Below are 17,435 nucleotides of genomic sequence, written 5' to 3' on the forward strand. Positions count from 1 at the left end.
TTCCCATACCGAACACGGAAGTTAAGCTCTTCAGCGCCGATGGTAGTTGGGGGTTTCCCCCTGTGAGAGTAGGACGTTGCTAGGCATGCGAAGCCATTCCCTTTGGGGAGTGGCTTTTTTGTGTTTAATTATGTAAATGAACTAAGACCGAATTTGGGTGGTCATGGATCTTTGTCAGTCGCTCAATTAATCAGAGCAAGCGCTCTATCGTCTCGCTTATCTGCTCAACGAAGCATATCAAGCGCTCTTTCGCACTGCCTAACCGCCCAATAAAGCACGCGAGGTGCTCTATTGCACTGCTTATCCGCACAATAAGTCACGACTAGCGGCCATATTAGTCCCAGGCAAAGTCACATCAACCAATTACTATCCACGCGCTCATCCTTTTCACTATTTCTTCTAATAAACAATAAATTTCAATATAAACATTTCATTTAACCTAATAGTCTATAGCTTGTTGGGGTATATTGATAGTAAGACACGTACGATAGCAGAGGAGGGGATTCTATGATCATGACGATAATTAAACGCTTCTTTAAAGAACGCTTTTTTGATCAAGCGGCGCAGAATGCTTATTACTTATTGCTTTCAGTATTACCCTTTTTGCTTGTAGTGCTGTCTATTGTGCAATTCCTGCCTGTGGAAGAGGCTAGTATTTTAGCGTTATTACGTCCATTTGTGCCAGATGAATCTTTTCAACTGATCGAGCAAAGCGTCCAGTCCGTACTCTATAAAAGTCATGGTAAATTGCTTGCACTCAGTGTGCTAGCTGCATTATGGACGACATCGGTCGCGGTACAATCATTTGCCCGTTCATTGGACATTGCGAATCGGAGGCTTCCTCAGCAGCCGCTATGGATGAGTATAATCCGGAATCTTGGCGTAACAATTCTTTTCATGCTAATCGTACCCATGTCGCTATTTTTACCGTTGATTGAAAATCTCATGCATACCGTTATCGCATATTATGATGTACTAGACGCATGGGAAGGTTGGTTGTACATTTGGCCTAATATAAAATGGGGGCTAGGTACATTCTTTTTACTTTTGTTCTTCTTGTTATTTTATCAACTTATGCCGACCGGAAAGATGAGATGGAAAGAAGCGTTGCCGGGTGCATTACTTTCAGCATTTGGCTGGCAGTTCGTGTCCTTATTATTCGGTGAGTATGTATCACGGGTGGATTATTCAAGGCTATATGGACAATTAGCCGGAATTATCATGCTCGTGTTATGGTTTTATTTAACGGCAGTGATTATTATTCTTTCAGGGTTGTTGAATGCAGAGTGTAAAAGAAAGGGACGGTCTAAATGAAGATCTTAGTAGTAGATGACGATATACATATTTTGGAGTTAGTCAGTATTCATTTACGACAGGCAGGGTATACCGTTGTGAAGGCGATGAATGGACTTGAAGCGCTTGAGGTGGTAGATAAGGAATGGCCAGACTTAGCGGTGGTAGATGTGATGATGCCGGGCATGGACGGCTATACGCTAACGAAGAGACTCCGTGAGGATACGGAAATTCCAGTTTTGTTGCTGACGGCTAAAGGTGAGATGGAAGATAAGGAGCGTGGCTTTTTGGCCGGATCGGATGATTATCTTGTGAAGCCGTTTGAGCCGAAAGAGTTATTATTTCGGATCCATGCCATTTTACGACGGTATGACAAAGCAGTGGATCGGATGATTCAGGTCGGTCCTTTGGTGATCAATCGACAGAGTTATGAAGTGGTGCTTGGTTCGAAGTCATTGCTACTTCCATTGAAGGAGTTTGAATTGTTGTCGGTACTGGCTTCTCGTCATAGTCAGGTGTTTACACGGGAAGTGTTAGTAGAGCGTGTTTGGGGCTTTGATTATGAGGGGGATGAGCAGACGTTGAGTGTGCACATCAAGCGTTTACGCGATAAGCTCGAGAAGCTTACGAATCAAGTGAAAATTGTAACGATACGTGGTGTTGGTTATAAGCTTGAGGTTTCGGAATGAAGTCGCTGTATGGGAAGTTTCTTGTTATAACGGTTGGTACTATGCTGGCGAGTGCGATTGTAGCATTTCTGGCCGTCAATACATACTATCATCGATACTTAAAGGGTGAGAACGATGCGAAGAATGTTAAAGTTGCCGAGGAGATTGCATTGTTCATTGAAGCGAATGATGGTATAGATTTGCCGGCATACTTCGATATGCTGGCTGGAGTGGGTTATAAATTGCTAGTCAAACCGCCCAACGGCAACTCGGCTGTCTATGGAGAAGCGTTTCGCGATGATAATCTTGAAGATCAAGCGATTCAGAAGGTCTTTAGTGGTGAAGTCTACCATGGAATGCGGGAGCAGAAGGCAGAGACATTTGTAACGGGTTATTTCTCCAATGAGTCCGCTAATACAGTAGGTGTACCTTTTATGTACAAAGGCCAGACGTATGCACTATTTTTGCGACCGGATATTAAAATGCTTTTTACGGAAATTCACTATTTACTTGGCGGCATGGTCATTGTCATGGCGATTATTAGTATTCTCACGATGCTAGTTGTGGCTCGTAAGTTGATTGCACCAATTATCGTGTTGACAAGGGCGACGAAGAAGGTCGGTGAGGAGCAGTTTACGAGCGAGCTGTCGATTGAACGACGTGACGAAATTGGGCAACTGGCAAAAAGTTTTCAACAAATGGTTGATCGTTTGAGTGACAACGACCAGATTCGAAAAGCATTTGTAAGTGATGTGTCACATGATTTTCAGTCACCCCTATTGAATATTAAAGGCTATGCAGACTTATTATCGGACGAAGAGCTGCCAGCCAATGAACGCATACATTATGCAGGAATTATTCAATCAGAAACAGAAAGACTTTCAACTTTGACAAAGCAGTTATTATTGCTGACGTCACTCGATCAACTAGTCTCACCACTGCAGAAAAGAGTATTCCGTGTTGATCAGCAAGTAAAGGAAACAGTTCGGAAGTTCCAGTGGTTATTGCAAGAAAAAGAGATTTCCGTCATGCTCGAAACTGAAGAGGTCACGTATAAAGGTGATCCTGCCTTTCTTGAGAAAGTATGGGAGAATTTATTGTCGAATGCATTGAAGTATTCACCGGATGGAGAAACAATTGATATCCGACTGACTGAGAAGGCAAATGAAATCTGTTTCTCTATTGAAGACACAGGAATCGGCATGTCATCTGAAACAAAGAACCGAATATTTGATCGTTTCTATCGTGCGGATCACTCGAGAACGCGTGAAGTAGAAGGAACAGGCTTGGGATTATCTATAGTTGAACAAGTAGTGCGACTTCATGACGGCCGAATAGAAGTAATCAGTGAGTTAGGTTTGGGTACAACATTTATCGTGTATTTACCTACACTGTAACAGTCCGTTCATCTTCCGTTCATCTTGGAGTGTTAAGATAAATGTAGTAAAAGAATGACAGGAGGAAATATAACATGCAAGAAAAGTGGAGTTTACGATTGATTCGTATTGCGGCGATTTTTGGTTTGATTGGAACAGTACTCGGTTCTCATATGGCGGGGGCGGGTTCATACGCATTCCGTCCGATTCACGCGCATATTTTACTTGTTGGTTGGTTGTCAGTGTTTTCATGGGGTGTGTTTTACAAGATTTACCGAGTCCGTGCTAGAAAGCTACTAACATTGCAAGGCTGGACAGGGATCATCGGTGCAATTGGTTTAACAGCGGGTATGTGGTTGCAGTTCATGCAACCCTTCAATGTTAATGAAGTATTCGCACTTATATTATACATCGTTGGTGGCACTGTATTATTAGTAAGTTTTGCTTTATTCGTAGTTGTAACCTTTATGATCGAGAAAACAACTGCTACACGTCAATAAAAAACCAGGAATCCGGTTAGCGCCGGGTTCTTGGTTTTCTTGTCGAATTATATAGAAATGTTTTTAAAAATAATCAGTTGTTTCAACAAATATTTTATTACTCCTGTGACATAATTGAGCGACCTAACAGATGAAGGAGCGAAAGACTATGACTGCTCGCAATCGGTTTCACCTCATAATGATTTGTTTTACTGTCTTAATCGCTGGGACGTTGTTAATTAAACAAACGGCGAGTTCAGAACAACAGAAGATTGAAACGATAGGAATAGATTATGCTCAGATGAATCAATCTGTAGAAAAAGTGCTAAAAGATATGCCTGAAATAAAAGGAGAGCTGGCGTCTATTCAATCCGGCATCCATACTAGCCAGCTAGACCAATCATTTTCAACAAATAAGACGGAGTTCCGTTTACGCGTGAAAAACAATTTAACTGGACAAGAGCACTCTTCTCCATTTCTAAGGGGGATCGCAGAGAAGCAAACGGATCACTATCAAGATGCTTTGGCAATCGCGGAAGAAGCTTATGGGATTACAGTGACAGAAGATGAAATTGATGCATACATTAAAGAAAATGTTTCAACGATTTGGGATGCGGAAAAAAGAAAGTACGCGAAATCGCTACAATTAACATTAAATGAACTGGACTATCAGTTTGATCGAGACATCTATGTGATGAATGTTCTATGGGAAAGGGTATTACCTATCGTGATGCAAGAGTTTCCGAGGCAGCGTGGTGAAAGTGGACATGCATATGGAAAACGATTGAAAGAAGAATTTTTTAGCGGTACAGAAGATTCCGCATAGAAATTCAATAATAATGTCATTCTATAAAGAAGGATTCAGTTTATTTTCTTATACCTTTATCATGTCTAATATCAATTGAAAAACATTGGCTATTGCTATATTATTTCTCGGGAAATTTATTTGAGATAATTACTATCCATATTATTTTATTCAAGTACTACACCCTTCTATACTCAAGCGATACGGAAAACCGGCTTGGTAGTCAGGGGTGGAAACTGATAATACTTCAATGATAGTTCCGAGTATTCGTAACTTTAAAGAGAAATAAAACGAAAACTGTATAGATTACCTTCTTTTTTCATATATTATCACACACTAACAGGTTAGAATAACCGGACGACAATTGATCCGTGAGTATTCCCTTTACTTTGATCAACATGCAACAAGGGCAAGATTCTTTATAATATGTATGAAAAAAATGAATAGACCTTTAACTTTTATCATTTTTCATTTTTGAAAGTGTTCTGATTGCATGTTGAATTCTCTTCTCGATGAAATTCATAGAAATGACGGTGAGAATTCGGGCTGTATGCTATATTAAAGACTACTTTCTAATGAAATGGAGCGCAAAAAATGATAGGAATGGAAGGGATGTTGATTGGTATACAATTTGGTCATGTCCTTACGCTGCTCTTATCTATTGTTACGATACTCAATATCTTGCTATTATCATGGGTTTTGTTTATCGAAAGAAGAGATGTAGGAAATACATGGGCGTGGATTATGGTTCTAGTATTCATTCCCATCGTCGGTTTCTTTATTTATCTATTCTTTGGACGCAGTTTAAAACAGAAAAATTTCTATAATCTTTCCATTGCAGAAAGAAAGGCTGAGAAAACGGAAGTTGATAAACAATTATTGCCAGAAAACTTAGCTATACTTGAAAACAACACCTTACTAAGAAAATATACAGAATTAATCCATATGAATCTGAAGTCATCTCATGCATTACTTTCTAAAGATAATCATATTGAAATCTTTGACGATGGACATAAAAAGTTTGCTGCATTGTTTAAGGATATTCGCTCGGCTACAAAAGAGGTCAATGTCCAGTATTATATTATTCAGTCTGATTCTCTCGGAACCAAGCTGCGTGATCTATTAATTCAAAAGGCGAAAGAGGGAGTTAAGGTCAGACTCTTGTATGATGAAGTAGGCTCCAAGAAAACTCCCCCCAGATTCTATAATGAATTACGTGCAGCAGGAGGTGGGGTGGAGGTATTCTTTCCATCACTGTTTCGTCTGGTAAACTTTCGGGTCAATAATAGAAACCACCGGAAGCTTTGTATCATTGACGGAGAAATCGCGTATATAGGTGGTTTCAATGTCGGAGACGAGTATCTAGGACTTGATAGGAAGTTTGGTTATTGGCGCGATACGCACTTCAGGATTAGAGGCGGTGCGGTCAACCATATTCAAGCGAAATTCATTTTAGATTGGCATCAGGCCAGTAAAAAGGAACCGGGGGATTGGGGAGATTACTTATTTCAAACCGAAAAACATATAGGCACAAGTCCAGTGCAAATTGTCTCAAGTGGGCCGAATTCCGAAACCGAACATCTGAAGAATATGTATATCAAGTTATTATTGTCTGCTAAAAAAAGTGTTTACATTCAGACACCGTACTTTATTCCAGATACAAGCTTTATGGATGCCTGCAAAATTGCGTTGCTGTCAGGCATCGATGTACAGATAATGATTCCATGTAAGCCTGATCACCCGTTTGTCTACTGGGCTACTTGGTCGTATGTCGGTGATTTGCTTGATTATGGAGCAAAGATATTATTATATGAGAATGGTTTCTTGCATGCGAAAACGATTGTAGTTGATGAAGAAGTGGCGGTAGTAGGTACTATGAATATTGATTCACGTAGTTTCCGATTGAACTTTGAAGTGACTGCGATTGTCTATGATGACAAAGTAGCAGCGCACCTGACTGAGCTGTTCCGTCAAGACTCGGAACGTAGTTCTAAGTTGACGAGGGAACGTTATGAAGAGCGATCCTTACTGATTAAGTTTAAGCAATCGATTTCACGGTTGTTGTCTCCCGTACTCTAAAGCCGTTAGAAATATAATATACGTAATGAGAATATAATAAAATAGAAGCAGCTTTGTGCTGCTTCTTTATCATGTCAGTATATGATTTACATAAAGACCAAGTTCAGTTTCCCATCTTTTAACTCCAATGAAGCATCAAACTTTTTCCCGTCAGCGGACGTGAAGCCTTTGATGACATTTGTTTGCCCTTTAGTACATAATAATTTCACTTGAGGCACAGTGAGTTTCTTTTTCAGGAAGAGTCCTGGGAAGGTTTGCTTGCAACCATTTTTATAATTACTACAGCCGTAGAATTTAGGGTGTTCAATAATATTGCCTTTGCCGCATCTTGGACAAGGTGCGACTTCAGTTCGTGTGTACGAGCCCTTGCCTGAAGGAGACCGAGGAGGCAGCACAATATCAATCGTTTGTTTCTCCAGTTGGACAGGTACGTCTTCAATCAGTTTTTGAATAAATTTCGATACACTGCTTAGAAAATGTTGACCTGTCCCTTCACCAGTACCTATTTTCTTCAAGTATGTTTCCCATTTCGCTGTCATGGAAGGGCTGGCAAGCAGACTACCTTCGATGGTCTGACAGAGCACACGGCCTTTGTCAGTGATCGATACTATATTTTTTGTCACGGAAATATACCCGTGTTTTTTTATCGTCTCAATAATACCGCTTCGTGTAGCTTCAGTACCGAGCCCTTCAATCTCCTTTAGAATATCCGTTTCGCTTTGATCTTCCACCAACTTCCCGCACGTTTTCATCATAGCGATCAACTGGCCTTCTGTATAAGGTTTTGGTGGCTGTGTCGCACCTTCTTTAATGCCAATTTCACTTTGCACACGTTCCTCTTTTTCAAGTGGTGGTAAAGCCGACTCCTCGGAATCCGTTGCCTTCTTTGGTACAGCAAAAAGTTCTTTCCAGCCTTTGTCGCGTTCTGTTTTGCCCGTTGTGAAGAATGGCAGACCGTTGACGTCGGTCGTTACTTTCGTTTCTGTATATAAGTAATCCCGATGGAACATAGCTAATGTCGTTCGAATGACTTCTTCATAAAGATTGCGCTCAAGCGGTGACAACTTTGTCAGTGCTGCAGGAGTCGGTAGCTTTTTTGTCGGGATGATGGCATAGTGTTCCTGTACTTTTGAGCTGTCAACATATCGTTTTTTCGGTGTGTGTGAAACGATTTCAAATGGATGCTCAATTAGTTTTTGATAGTCTTTCACAGCCGCTATTAAGTAGTTGAATTCACTTGGCGTGATATGACGTGTATCGGTCCGCGGATACGATACAAGCTTCTTTTCGTATAAAGTCTGCATTGTTTTCAATACAGTCGCAGGGCTTGCCTTCCATCGTCTGTTGGCAGTTGCTTGTAATGTTGAAAGTGAATGCAACTGTGGCGGTGGCGTACGTTTATCTGTATGGGTCAGCTCACTAATAATCCCAGGCGTTCGTTTTGTAATTTTGCGGCTGTTGAGTGCTTCCGCAATTAATTCACGCTTAGGCTCCTTAAGTTTTGCCTTTCCTTTATACGTACCGTGCTCTGCAGTAAAAATGGCTTCCGCTTCGAAAAAAGGTTCCGATACGAACGTCTCGATTTCGTGCTGACGTTGATAAATCAAATAAACGGTAGGTGATTGAACACGACCGATAGGGAATACTTCTTGAACTCCTTTGGCTTTCAACAGAAGTGTATAGAGCCGAGAACCATTCATCCCTACAAGCCAGTCACTTATTTGTCGCGCCTTGGCTTCTTCATACAGTTGTAGATCTTGTCGATTATCCCGTAGGTTCTCGAAGCCTTTACGTACTTCATCCGATTCCAGCGAATTAATCCATAGTCGCTCAATCTTCTGGTTGCGAGCACCCGTCATATAGTAGATGGAATAAAATATATTTGAACCTTCGCGATCCACGTCACATGCGTTGATGACGTGATCGGTTGCGCGAATAAGCTTTTTAACGACCTGAAATTGCTTGTACTTTCCTGGCGCAACTTGAAATTCGTAGCGTTCCGGTAAAATTGGTAAACTGCCGAGTGACCAGCGTTTCCAGGCAGGATTGTATGTATGCGGCTCTTTTAATTCCACGAGATGCCCGACGCCCCATGTGATGAAGGCTCCTTGAGGGAATATGTCGCACGGTTGAATTTCAGTATAGCCGTCGTGTTTACGTGTAGTGAATGCATCTGCATAGGCCTTTGCTTGGCTAGGTTTTTCAGCTAGGATGACCGGTTTCATGCAATCGCCTCCATTTCGTTCGTAGTACGTTCGTTCTGTTAGTCGTATTATCTCATATTTTGGGGTGAGTGGCTATTAGGCATGTAGTGGAAAAGAGAGTTTTTTAGATAAACGAAACAGGTAGAAGCTCAATATAAAATCTAAAAAGATGTATTTACCTGTAACCTTTTACCGTCTCATACGAACTATTGTATAGAACCCATAGTGAGGAGCGGAACTATCATGAAAATGAATAAAATTGTAACCTTTGCGATATTAGCTTTGCTTATTGGCGGCGTAGCAGTACCTCAAGCGGTTAGTGCGAGTGATGAAGTGAAGGCTGAAGTGACATCTGATGAAAAAGCTTTTATTAAAGTAGAAGGAACAATCGAAGGCATAGAAAAGTACGATGAGTTAACACTTTACACGATTAAAGGAGAAGAAGAATCGCCCGTATTGGCCATTACAGAAGAAACACTGCTATTCGATAATACCGGAAAAAAGATAGAATTGAAGAAAGGTGACAAAGTGTCTGCTTATACCCGTGCGGATAAACCAAGGATTATGATTTACCCACCACAGTACACTCCGGATGCTGTCATTGTGGAAACAGATAAAAAGAACACCGCAGTAGTTGGAATATTTGATGACGAATTGGTGGATTCGTACTTGAAGCTACAGTTGAATATAGATGACGGTACAGACATTTCCAGCGCTTCAGGTAATAAAGTGAAAGCTGATGACTTGAAGAATAAAGACTTGCTAGTATTCTACAAAGAAACAACGCGAAGTATACCAGCTCAGACAATGCCAGAGAAAGTAGTTGTACTAGACGGAAATCCAGTAGATGAAGATGCTACTGTAGAACAGATCATAGAAGATGATCATTATATGGTTGACGGTGTGAAGATGGTACCGCTTCGTTTGCTTGCCGAGAAACTAGGCTATGTAGTGGATTCAACTGGTGTCGGTGCGATTGTATCAAAAGGTGCTCCATCTTATACGATTACTCGCGGACAAAAGGAATATGACTACAATAAATCATTGATGAAGTTCGAAGCGGCACCGGAGCTACTGGAACCAAGGAAAACCTATGTACCGGTAGGGTTAATTGAAGAAATGATGAAGTAATGAAACTATATAAAAACCAGGCAGGCATCCGTGGACATCTGCCTTGTTTGCCATTTACATCAAGACTTCTTTTTCACTTGTTTCTTTTCTTTCGGATAGAGGTTTGTAAAGTAATCGTTCGTAATGTCCCGTACTTGTCCACTTAAGAATAGGACCGCAATCACGTTAGGAATTACTACGATTGCGAGTAATAGATCAAGGAACTTCCAGACGAACTGCAATCCACCAAGTGCTCCGATGATGATTGCCGCGATATATGCCACGCGTATTACGATGGAGAAGTTGGATCCGAATAAGAACTCCGCTTGCTTTTCTCCGTAATAAATAATGACTACAATCGTTGTAATCACGAACAAGAATAATACAATGGATATAATAATTCCGCCTAGGGAAGCACCAAATATTGTACTATACGCTTCTGTCACCATGTTCGCCGCGTTGTCTGCGTCAATGACTTTCCAAACGCCTGTAGTTAGTATGACGAGCGCAGTCATAGTACAAACGATCAATGTATCCACGACGACTTCAAAGACGCCCCAGAAACCTTGTTTGGCAGGATGACTATTCACTGCAGCTGCGTGTGCAATCGGTGCTGTACCGATACCGGCTTCATTGGAATATAATCCGCGGGCGAGTCCCCATCGAATAGCCGCTGCGACACCGGCCCCTGCGAAGCCGCCTGCCGCTGATATCGGTTGAAATGCATGTGTGAAAATCAAGCCAAATGCTGCGGGCACTGCATCGACATGAGCTCCGATAATAATGAGTGCTGTTAAAATATAGACCACGACCATGGATGGAATTAGACGTTCTGTTACACGCCCAATCGCTTTAATTCCTCCAAATGAAATGAGTGCAACCAGTAACGCGACGAGAATACCTGTTACGATTGGAGATAAACCAAATGAACCTTCAAGGGTCGTAGCGATGGAGTTAGATTGCACCATAGTACTCGCCATAACTTCTAACATGAGGGCGAATGCAAAGATATACGCAACCTTTTTCCAGCCAAGTCCCTTTTTTATGTAATACATCGGACCACCGACATAATCACCGGCAGCATTCTTTTCACGATATTTGATACCGAGCACGACTTCGGAATATTTCGTACCGATTCCGATCAGTGCCACAATCCACATCCAGAAGATCGCGCCAGGTCCACCTAGCGCGATGGCTACAGGAACTCCGACGATATTTGCTGCTCCCATCGTAGAGGCAAGTGCAGAGGTTGTTGCTTGAAAAGGGGTTAGCGTACCGTCCCCAGAACCTTTAGACATAATCCTTCCGAAGGTTTGACGAAAAATGTGAGGCATATAACGGAACTGGAAGAATTTCAGACGAATTGTGAGAAACAATCCGCCTCCCAGAAGTAAAATGATGATGGGTAATCCCCATAAAAAATCCGAGACGATTTCTACCCATTTCGTAAACGTATTCATTGGCAACGACTCCTTTTGTAGTTTGATACTATTCAAACATCTAGTTGTTTTGTTTCGGTTTACGAATTAGTTGTCTACTATACTAGTGAATGTATGGAAGAAATGTCAAATGAAATTAGAAATGTGCTCATTTTTAGTACTTGAGTCATCGTTGATAGATACACGATGAAACGTACATTTGAAAGAGATACGATAAGCCATTTTGCCGTATACTACTGTGCGAAATATATGGAATTGTTTGAAATCTGTTGACAGACGGCTAAAGACCATGTAGTATTACGTTCAATATTACATTGCAGACTAAGAATGGAACTAGTAAAAATGTTTATGTCTATGCAGAGAGCTGATGGTTGGTGGAAATCAGCAGACGTACATTTTGAACTCATCCATGAGTCACTCCCTGAAAGTTCTACAGTAAGGGAAGTCGGTTTCCTCCGTTAACGGGATAGACAGTAATTGCTGTCGATAAGTGGATTTGCCAAGTATGGTGAATCAATTAGAGTGGTACCGCGAGTATAACCTCGTCTCTATATTTCAATATAGAGATGGGGTTTTTTGTTTTTATTTTTTTAAAAAAAGGAGTGCAAAGGGATGAGCAGAAAAATTTGGGTTTTTGATACAACATTACGTGATGGAGAACAGGTACCAGGCGCTAAACTAAATCTTTATGAAAAAGTGGAGATTGCACAGCAATTAAAGAAGCTTGGCGTCGACATTATCGAAGCTGGTTTTCCTGCTTCATCCCAGGGTGATTTTGAAGCGGTGAAAGCTGTTGCGCAGCGGATAGGCAACACGGATGACATCATGGTCACAGCATTGGCGCGCGCGGTTCAGGCTGACATCGATTCGGTTTATCATGCAGTTAAGTATGCAGAAAACCCGATGATTCATATGGTGCTAGGCACTTCAGATATTCACGTGGAGAAAAAGTTCAACAAATCAAAGGACCAGATCCTTCAACTAGGCATAGATGCGGTGAAATATGCAAAAACCTTAATGCCTCAAGTTCAGTATTCAACGGAAGATGCATCACGCTCGGAATTCGAGTATTTATGGCATACAATCGAGTCTGTTATGAATGCGGGTGCGACAATGATCAATGTGCCTGACACAGTGGGCTTTGCAGAGCCTGAAGAATTCGGTGCGATGATTTATAAATTAAATGACCGCATGAAAAACTTGAATCCGGATGTCTTATTAAGTGTTCACTGTCATAATGACCTAGGAATGGCGACGGCAAACACCTTAGCAGCGGTCAAGAATGGTGCGGATAAAGTAGAGTGTACAATGAATGGAATCGGAGAACGAGCAGGAAATGCTGCTCTTGAAGAAGTAGTCATGGCATTGAAAACAAGAAGCTCAATTTATAATGTGCGTACGCAAATCAACACAAAGGAAATTATGAATACTTCTCGTCTTGTATCTAGCTTCATGGGATTGGATGTGCAGGTAAACAAGGCAATTACAGGTGATAATGCTTTTGCGCATTCGTCGGGTATACATCAAGATGGCTTATTGAAATCCCGTGATGCCTATGAAATTGTTCATCCGGAAGACGTTGGATTAGATGATATGGAATTGATTTTGACAGCACGGTCAGGACGACATGCTGTGAAAAACGCTCTTGAAAAGCTAGGCTTTACTCATATGAAGCCAGAGGAGTTTGAAGGGGTTTTTGAAGGATTCCTAACATTGGCGGATATGAAAAAGGAAGTATATGACCATGATTTATATATAATTGTGGAAAACTATTATGAAAAGCATGATAAGGAGAACGTGACGAATTACAGCGGTCATTTCTTTGAATTTGAAGACTTACAAGTCGTCAGCAATTCTAGCTTCCCTTCAGCCAGCGTCAAAATTCGTAAAGGGGAAGAAATCTTCCAGTCGAGTGCTGTTGGCACGGGTCCAATCGATGCGCTGTATTCAGCAATTGCAGAAATTACAAAGATACAAGTTAAATTGATTGGCTATGACATTAGCAGTGTTTCTCGAGGGAAAGATGCATTAGGAAAAGTGAAAATTACTATTGCACATGAAGGAGAAAATTATATCGCGAAGGCAGCAGACACTGATATTTTGAAAGCAAGTGCACTGGCGTACATCAATGCAATCAATAGTGTAATCGTAGCGAAAATAAAAGGAACTTCTGCACATAAGTTAGCCGTGAATATTTAATTTAAAATAAAGAGGCAGCTGTTCGTTTCTGAATAGTTGCCTTTTCTTATGTGTAAATTTGAAGTAAACCAAAGAAGAGTCCTTAACCTTGTGAATAATATGAAATAATTAAATATAGTTCATTAAATTAATCTAACCAAGTAAATTTGATTTACGGTATTATATTCATAGACTCTAGTCTTTTTTTATAACAAATAGTAAATACACTACTTTTAATAAAAAATCAATTACTATAACACAATCAACACGGTTAACTATTTATCGTTATCAATAAATATATTAATTTTAAGAAATAGGAGTTACGTGTAAATACCTTTACATATTTATTCTTTTGTTTGCTAAATTACTACCTAGTGAAGGGCGCCTGAATAGAATATTCTGAAATTAGTGTTGACTTAATGAAAAATATGTATTAATGTATTGCTATATATAACGAATAAAGGTGACGCCGTTCAATACGCGTTATATTCGTATAAAGTAATATGAGAGAAAAGGGAGGATTTATCTATGTATAACCCAGAAATTGAAAGCGCACCCATTTCTGAAAAGCGAGAACTTCAGCTCAAAGGATTAAAAAAGACAGTGGAAAACGTATATAAGAATGTAGGGTTTTATAGACAGAAATTTGATGAATTGCAAATTAAGCCTGAAGACATTCAATCGTTGGAGGATATTAAAAAGCTACCTTTCACCAAGAAAAAAGATTTCCGTGATCAGTATCCATATGGACTATTTGCTATTCCTGTGGATGATGTTGCAAGAATCCATGGTTCATCTGGAACAAGTGGAAAGCCAACTATTGTCGGCTACTCAGAGCGTGATCTTAAGAACTGGGGAATTTTAGTGGCACGTGCTATCGTTGCTGCTGGCGGTAGAAAATCTGATGTTTTTCATAATGCGTATGGGTATGGATTGTTTACAGGAGGACTTGGTCTTCATCAAGGTGCCGATGAATTAGGTGTAGCTACAATACCGATTTCTGGAGGAAATACAGAACGTCAAATCACAATCATCAATGATCTTAAGCCACGTGGAATATGTGGTACCCCGTCTTACGTCTTGAGTATCATTGAGAAGATGGAAGAACAAGGAATGGATCCACGTGAGACAAATCTTGCTTACGGCATATTTGGAGCAGAGGCTTGGTCTGAAAGCGTGCGTCAAAAGTTAGAACAGAAACTAGGAATAAAAGCTGTAGATATCTATGGATTAAGCGAAATTATGGGACCTGGTGTTGCGTCTGAATGTCATGAAGCGCAGGATGGATTACATATTGCAGATGATCATTTCTTTGTTGAAGTAATTAATCCCGATACACTTGAACCCGTTGCCGATGGAGAATTAGGAGAATTAGTATTTACTAGTTTGCAAAAGGAAGCGCTTCCAGTTATCCGTTACCGTACGGGAGATATTGCATCAATTACTCATGAGAAATGTAAATGTGGAAGAACAACGACTCGTATGTCACGTGTTAAAGGACGAACAGACGACATGATCATTGTTCGAGGAGTAAATGTTTTCCCTTCCGAGATTGAACGGGAATTACTTCAAATAGAAGGATTGTCACCTGTTTATCAAATTCAATTAGTTCGCAAAGGCGTTATGGATGCAATTGAATTACATATTGAGATTGAGATTTCTCTATATGAACAAGTTGGCTGTGACCTACTTCATGAATCCATCACGAGTATGAAGCGGAAGATCCAACATAAGTTGAAGAATTCGTGTTTAATTTCAGTGGATGTTGTGTGTAATGAACCGAAAGCACTTCCAAGATCTGAAGGAAAAGCGACACGTGTTGTAGATAAGCGTGAAAATTCACCTGTAAGCGTATGACAATAACAACTGGATAAGGGCGTGAAGTGAGTGCAAGATTTTTTACAGTTCACATTAACGGGAATTACGATTGGAAGTATTTATGCAATTGTCGCCCTCGGTTTTGTTACTATTTATAGTGTGACGAAAGTTATCAACTTGGCTCAAGGTGAATTCGTCATGCTTGGTGGATTGACCATGTTTTCACTCGTATCAGTAGGCGTGCCATATTGGTTTTCCTTTATTGCCACGATACTCTTTGTGACATTCATCGGGTGGCTAATGGAGTTCCTTTTGATACGTAGAGCCAAAGGTGCTGACGCGATCAGCTTAATCATTTTGACTATTGGAACTTCGATCTTCATCCGTGGAATCAGTAGTATGGTATGGGGAAAAGATCAACATACAGTAGCACCTTTCATGGAGAATACCCCTGTTACAATTGGAGGCGCTTCCATTACCCCCCAATCCATTTGGGTCGTTTTGATTATGCTGTTAGTTGTCGGTCTTATGTATATGTTTATCGACAAAACAATGCTAGGCAAAGCATTCCAAGCATCCTCTGTAAACCCGATGGCTGCAAGATTAATGGGAATAAGTCCAAAAAGAATGTCTTCCTTTTCCTTTGTTTTAAGCGCTTCTCTTGGAGCTATTGCGGGCCTTGCGATCGCGCCAATTATTTTCCCGGCATATGATATGGGTGCTATGTTAGGCATTAAAGGATTTTCAGCAGCAATTCTAGGGGGACTAGGTAGTGCCCCCGGAGCTGTCATTGGTGGTTTGCTAATTGGACTATTTGAATCCATGGGTGCAGGCTATGTTAGTTCAGGAATGAAAGATATTATTACATTTTCAATATTTTTGCTTATATTGATCATTAGACCCAATGGTATTTTGGGTGAAAAAACTATTGGGAAAGGAGGGTTGTAATGAAGTTACAAGGCGTACAGCAGACGAAGTGGTGGGGCGTAGTTGTATTCATTGCTGCCATCCTCGTATTTCCATTAGTAGTTACTCAATCATTTTTTATTACACAGGCGACATTTGCAGGTATATACGCTATTATAGCCATCGGTTTAGGCTTGTTAATGGGTTATGCCGGACAAATATCTTTAGGACAGGCAGCATTTTATGGAGTGGGAGCATATACCACGTCGATTCTGACAGCTACGTGGGGATGGAGTCCTTGGCTTAGCTTGCCTATAGCTTTACTCGTTCCCGCTCTTCTAGCTTTTTTCATGGGATATACGATGTCACGTTTAAGTGGATATTACTTAGCTATGGCAACATTGGCTCTTGGTATAATCGTTCATGGTCTTCTGGTTGAAGGCAAAGGAATTACAATGGGAGCATCAGGATTTTATGGGATCCCCCAGCTGTCATTGTTTGGCATGACAATCAACCAAGGAGTTCCATATTACTTTCTAGTATGGTTTTTTGTTTTAATAGTTTTAATTCTTTCACTGAACATTGTTCATTCTCGGGTTGGACGTGCACTCCGTTCTATACACGACTCAGAAATAGCCTCCAGCTCGATGGGGGTTAATACGGGCAGGTATAAAATGCAGGTGTTTATATTGAGCGCTGCATTTGCGGGGCTTGCCGGCTGGTTGTTTGCCCACATGAGTTACAGTATATCTCCTTCTGCCTTTACATTTGATGCATCCATTCTTTTCTTAGCAATGGTCGTTCTCGGAGGAAGTGGAAGTGTATGGGGGGCATTAATAGGGGCTTTACTAATTCGTATGATCGGCATTACCGTTCATACACTTGGTGAGCAATTCTCGTTTATCACTAGTGATTCGGAACACGTGATTTATGGATTAATCTTAATATTAGTCGTTATCTTTATGCCAAAAGGTCTGTTTCCAACAGTAATAGACTGGTTTAAAAATACATCCATAAAAAGAGTAGAAAAAAAATCATCTGTACCAGTCACACCGATAGAACGAAGTGTTTCAGAATGAG

Annotated in this window: 13 protein-coding genes, 1 rRNA gene and 1 other annotated feature; of the genes, 12 read left to right on the forward strand and 2 right to left on the reverse strand. The window is 40.7% G+C overall.

Translation table 11 applies throughout. The features are described from left to right. The 7 genes from rrf to cls all read left to right on the forward strand — a co-directional run. Nucleotides 1-85 (forward strand): 5S ribosomal RNA (rrf, locus tag CSV75_RS11590); the annotation flags it as partial. Between the two features lie 422 nt (nt 86-507). Continuing rightward, nucleotides 508-1,314: a YihY/virulence factor BrkB family protein gene (locus tag CSV75_RS11595; RefSeq protein WP_099675957.1), complete on the forward strand. Its 807-nt coding sequence runs from the start codon at nt 508-510 to the stop codon at nt 1,312-1,314. Beyond that, nucleotides 1,311-1,982, forward strand: coding sequence for a response regulator transcription factor (locus CSV75_RS11600; RefSeq protein WP_099675958.1), 672 nt, complete (start codon nt 1,311-1,313; stop codon nt 1,980-1,982). Before CSV75_RS11595 ends, CSV75_RS11600 begins: the two co-directional genes overlap by 4 nt. Then, on the forward strand, nt 1,979-3,358 hold the full coding sequence (locus tag CSV75_RS11605) for a sensor histidine kinase (RefSeq protein ID WP_099675959.1): 1,380 nt from the start codon (nt 1,979-1,981) through the stop codon (nt 3,356-3,358). The genes CSV75_RS11600 and CSV75_RS11605 overlap by 4 nt, the downstream gene beginning before the upstream one ends. Before the next feature lie 74 nt (nt 3,359-3,432). Beyond that, a complete protein-coding gene (locus tag CSV75_RS11610) occupies nt 3,433-3,837 on the forward strand; it encodes a hypothetical protein (RefSeq protein WP_099673394.1) in 405 nt (134 codons plus the stop codon). A 148-nt stretch (nt 3,838-3,985) separates the two neighbouring features. After that, nucleotides 3,986-4,642, forward strand: coding sequence for a hypothetical protein (locus tag CSV75_RS11615; protein WP_099675960.1), 657 nt, complete (start codon nt 3,986-3,988; stop codon nt 4,640-4,642). Between the two features lie 573 nt (nt 4,643-5,215). Beyond that, entirely contained in the window at nt 5,216-6,700 is a 1,485-nt protein-coding gene (gene cls, locus CSV75_RS11620) for a cardiolipin synthase (protein WP_369825380.1), read from the forward strand. An 86-nt stretch (nt 6,701-6,786) separates the two neighbouring features. Here the strand turns inward: cls and CSV75_RS11625 are convergent, their stop codons facing one another. Further along, nucleotides 6,787-8,925 (reverse strand): type IA DNA topoisomerase, encoded by a 2,139-nt coding sequence (locus CSV75_RS11625; RefSeq protein ID WP_099675961.1) that lies wholly within the window; start codon nt 8,923-8,925, stop codon nt 6,787-6,789. 222 nt (nt 8,926-9,147) lie between these two features. Here CSV75_RS11625 and CSV75_RS11630 point away from each other — a divergent pair, with 222 nt between their 5' ends. Beyond that, nucleotides 9,148-10,035 carry a stalk domain-containing protein gene (locus tag CSV75_RS11630; protein WP_099675962.1) on the forward strand — a complete coding sequence of 296 codons (888 nt, stop codon included), beginning with the start codon at nt 9,148-9,150 and terminating at the stop codon, nt 10,033-10,035. A gap of 59 nt (nt 10,036-10,094) precedes the next feature. Here the strand turns inward: CSV75_RS11630 and CSV75_RS11635 are convergent, their stop codons facing one another. Continuing rightward, the gene (locus CSV75_RS11635) at nt 10,095-11,474 is read right to left on the reverse strand and encodes an alanine/glycine:cation symporter family protein (RefSeq protein WP_099675963.1); all 1,380 of its coding nucleotides are present in this window, start codon (nt 11,472-11,474) and stop codon (nt 10,095-10,097) included. 293 nt (nt 11,475-11,767) lie between these two features. Next, nucleotides 11,768-12,006, forward strand: a binding site (T-box leader). Between the two features lie 59 nt (nt 12,007-12,065). On the opposite strand from CSV75_RS11635, the gene CSV75_RS11640 reads away from it, so the two are divergent. From CSV75_RS11640 to CSV75_RS11655, 4 genes are all read left to right on the forward strand, one after another. Next, on the forward strand, nt 12,066-13,652 hold the full coding sequence (locus CSV75_RS11640) for a 2-isopropylmalate synthase (protein ID WP_099675964.1): 1,587 nt from the start codon (nt 12,066-12,068) through the stop codon (nt 13,650-13,652). A gap of 507 nt (nt 13,653-14,159) precedes the next feature. After that, nucleotides 14,160-15,488, forward strand: a complete 1,329-nt coding sequence (locus CSV75_RS11645) for a phenylacetate--CoA ligase family protein (protein WP_099673400.1) — start codon at nt 14,160-14,162, stop codon at nt 15,486-15,488. Nucleotides 15,489-15,518: 30 nt separating this feature from the next. Beyond that, complete coding sequence (locus tag CSV75_RS11650) at nt 15,519-16,397, forward strand: branched-chain amino acid ABC transporter permease (protein WP_099675965.1); 879 nt, start codon at nt 15,519-15,521, stop codon at nt 16,395-16,397. Next, nucleotides 16,397-17,434: a branched-chain amino acid ABC transporter permease gene (locus CSV75_RS11655; protein ID WP_099675966.1), complete on the forward strand. Its 1,038-nt coding sequence runs from the start codon at nt 16,397-16,399 to the stop codon at nt 17,432-17,434. Before CSV75_RS11650 ends, CSV75_RS11655 begins: the two co-directional genes overlap by 1 nt. The last annotated feature ends 1 nt before the right edge of the window (nt 17,435 follow it).

Source organism: Sporosarcina sp. P18a (assembly GCF_002743135.1).
Taxonomy (GTDB): domain Bacteria; phylum Bacillota; class Bacilli; order Bacillales_A; family Planococcaceae; genus Sporosarcina.

What these genes read in the sequence shown, in the direction of transcription:
- CSV75_RS11615 (WP_099675960.1), top strand. Translation starts at nt 3,986, where the DNA reads ATGACTGCTCGCAATCGGTTTCACCTCATAATGATTTGTTTTACTGTC.
- cls (WP_369825380.1), top strand. Translation starts at nt 5,216, where the DNA reads ATGATAGGAATGGAAGGGATGTTGATTGGTATACAATTTGGTCATGTC.
- CSV75_RS11625 (WP_099675961.1), bottom strand. Translation starts at nt 8,925, where the DNA reads ATGAAACCGGTCATCCTAGCTGAAAAACCTAGCCAAGCAAAGGCCTAT.
- CSV75_RS11630 (WP_099675962.1), top strand. Translation starts at nt 9,148, where the DNA reads ATGAAAATGAATAAAATTGTAACCTTTGCGATATTAGCTTTGCTTATT.
- CSV75_RS11610 (WP_099673394.1), top strand. Translation starts at nt 3,433, where the DNA reads ATGCAAGAAAAGTGGAGTTTACGATTGATTCGTATTGCGGCGATTTTT.
- CSV75_RS11640 (WP_099675964.1), top strand. Translation starts at nt 12,066, where the DNA reads ATGAGCAGAAAAATTTGGGTTTTTGATACAACATTACGTGATGGAGAA.
- CSV75_RS11600 (WP_099675958.1), top strand. Translation starts at nt 1,311, where the DNA reads ATGAAGATCTTAGTAGTAGATGACGATATACATATTTTGGAGTTAGTC.
- CSV75_RS11635 (WP_099675963.1), bottom strand. Translation starts at nt 11,474, where the DNA reads ATGAATACGTTTACGAAATGGGTAGAAATCGTCTCGGATTTTTTATGG.
- CSV75_RS11645 (WP_099673400.1), top strand. Translation starts at nt 14,160, where the DNA reads ATGTATAACCCAGAAATTGAAAGCGCACCCATTTCTGAAAAGCGAGAA.
- CSV75_RS11595 (WP_099675957.1), top strand. Translation starts at nt 508, where the DNA reads ATGATCATGACGATAATTAAACGCTTCTTTAAAGAACGCTTTTTTGAT.
- CSV75_RS11655 (WP_099675966.1), top strand. Translation starts at nt 16,397, where the DNA reads ATGAAGTTACAAGGCGTACAGCAGACGAAGTGGTGGGGCGTAGTTGTA.
- CSV75_RS11605 (WP_099675959.1), top strand. Translation starts at nt 1,979, where the DNA reads ATGAAGTCGCTGTATGGGAAGTTTCTTGTTATAACGGTTGGTACTATG.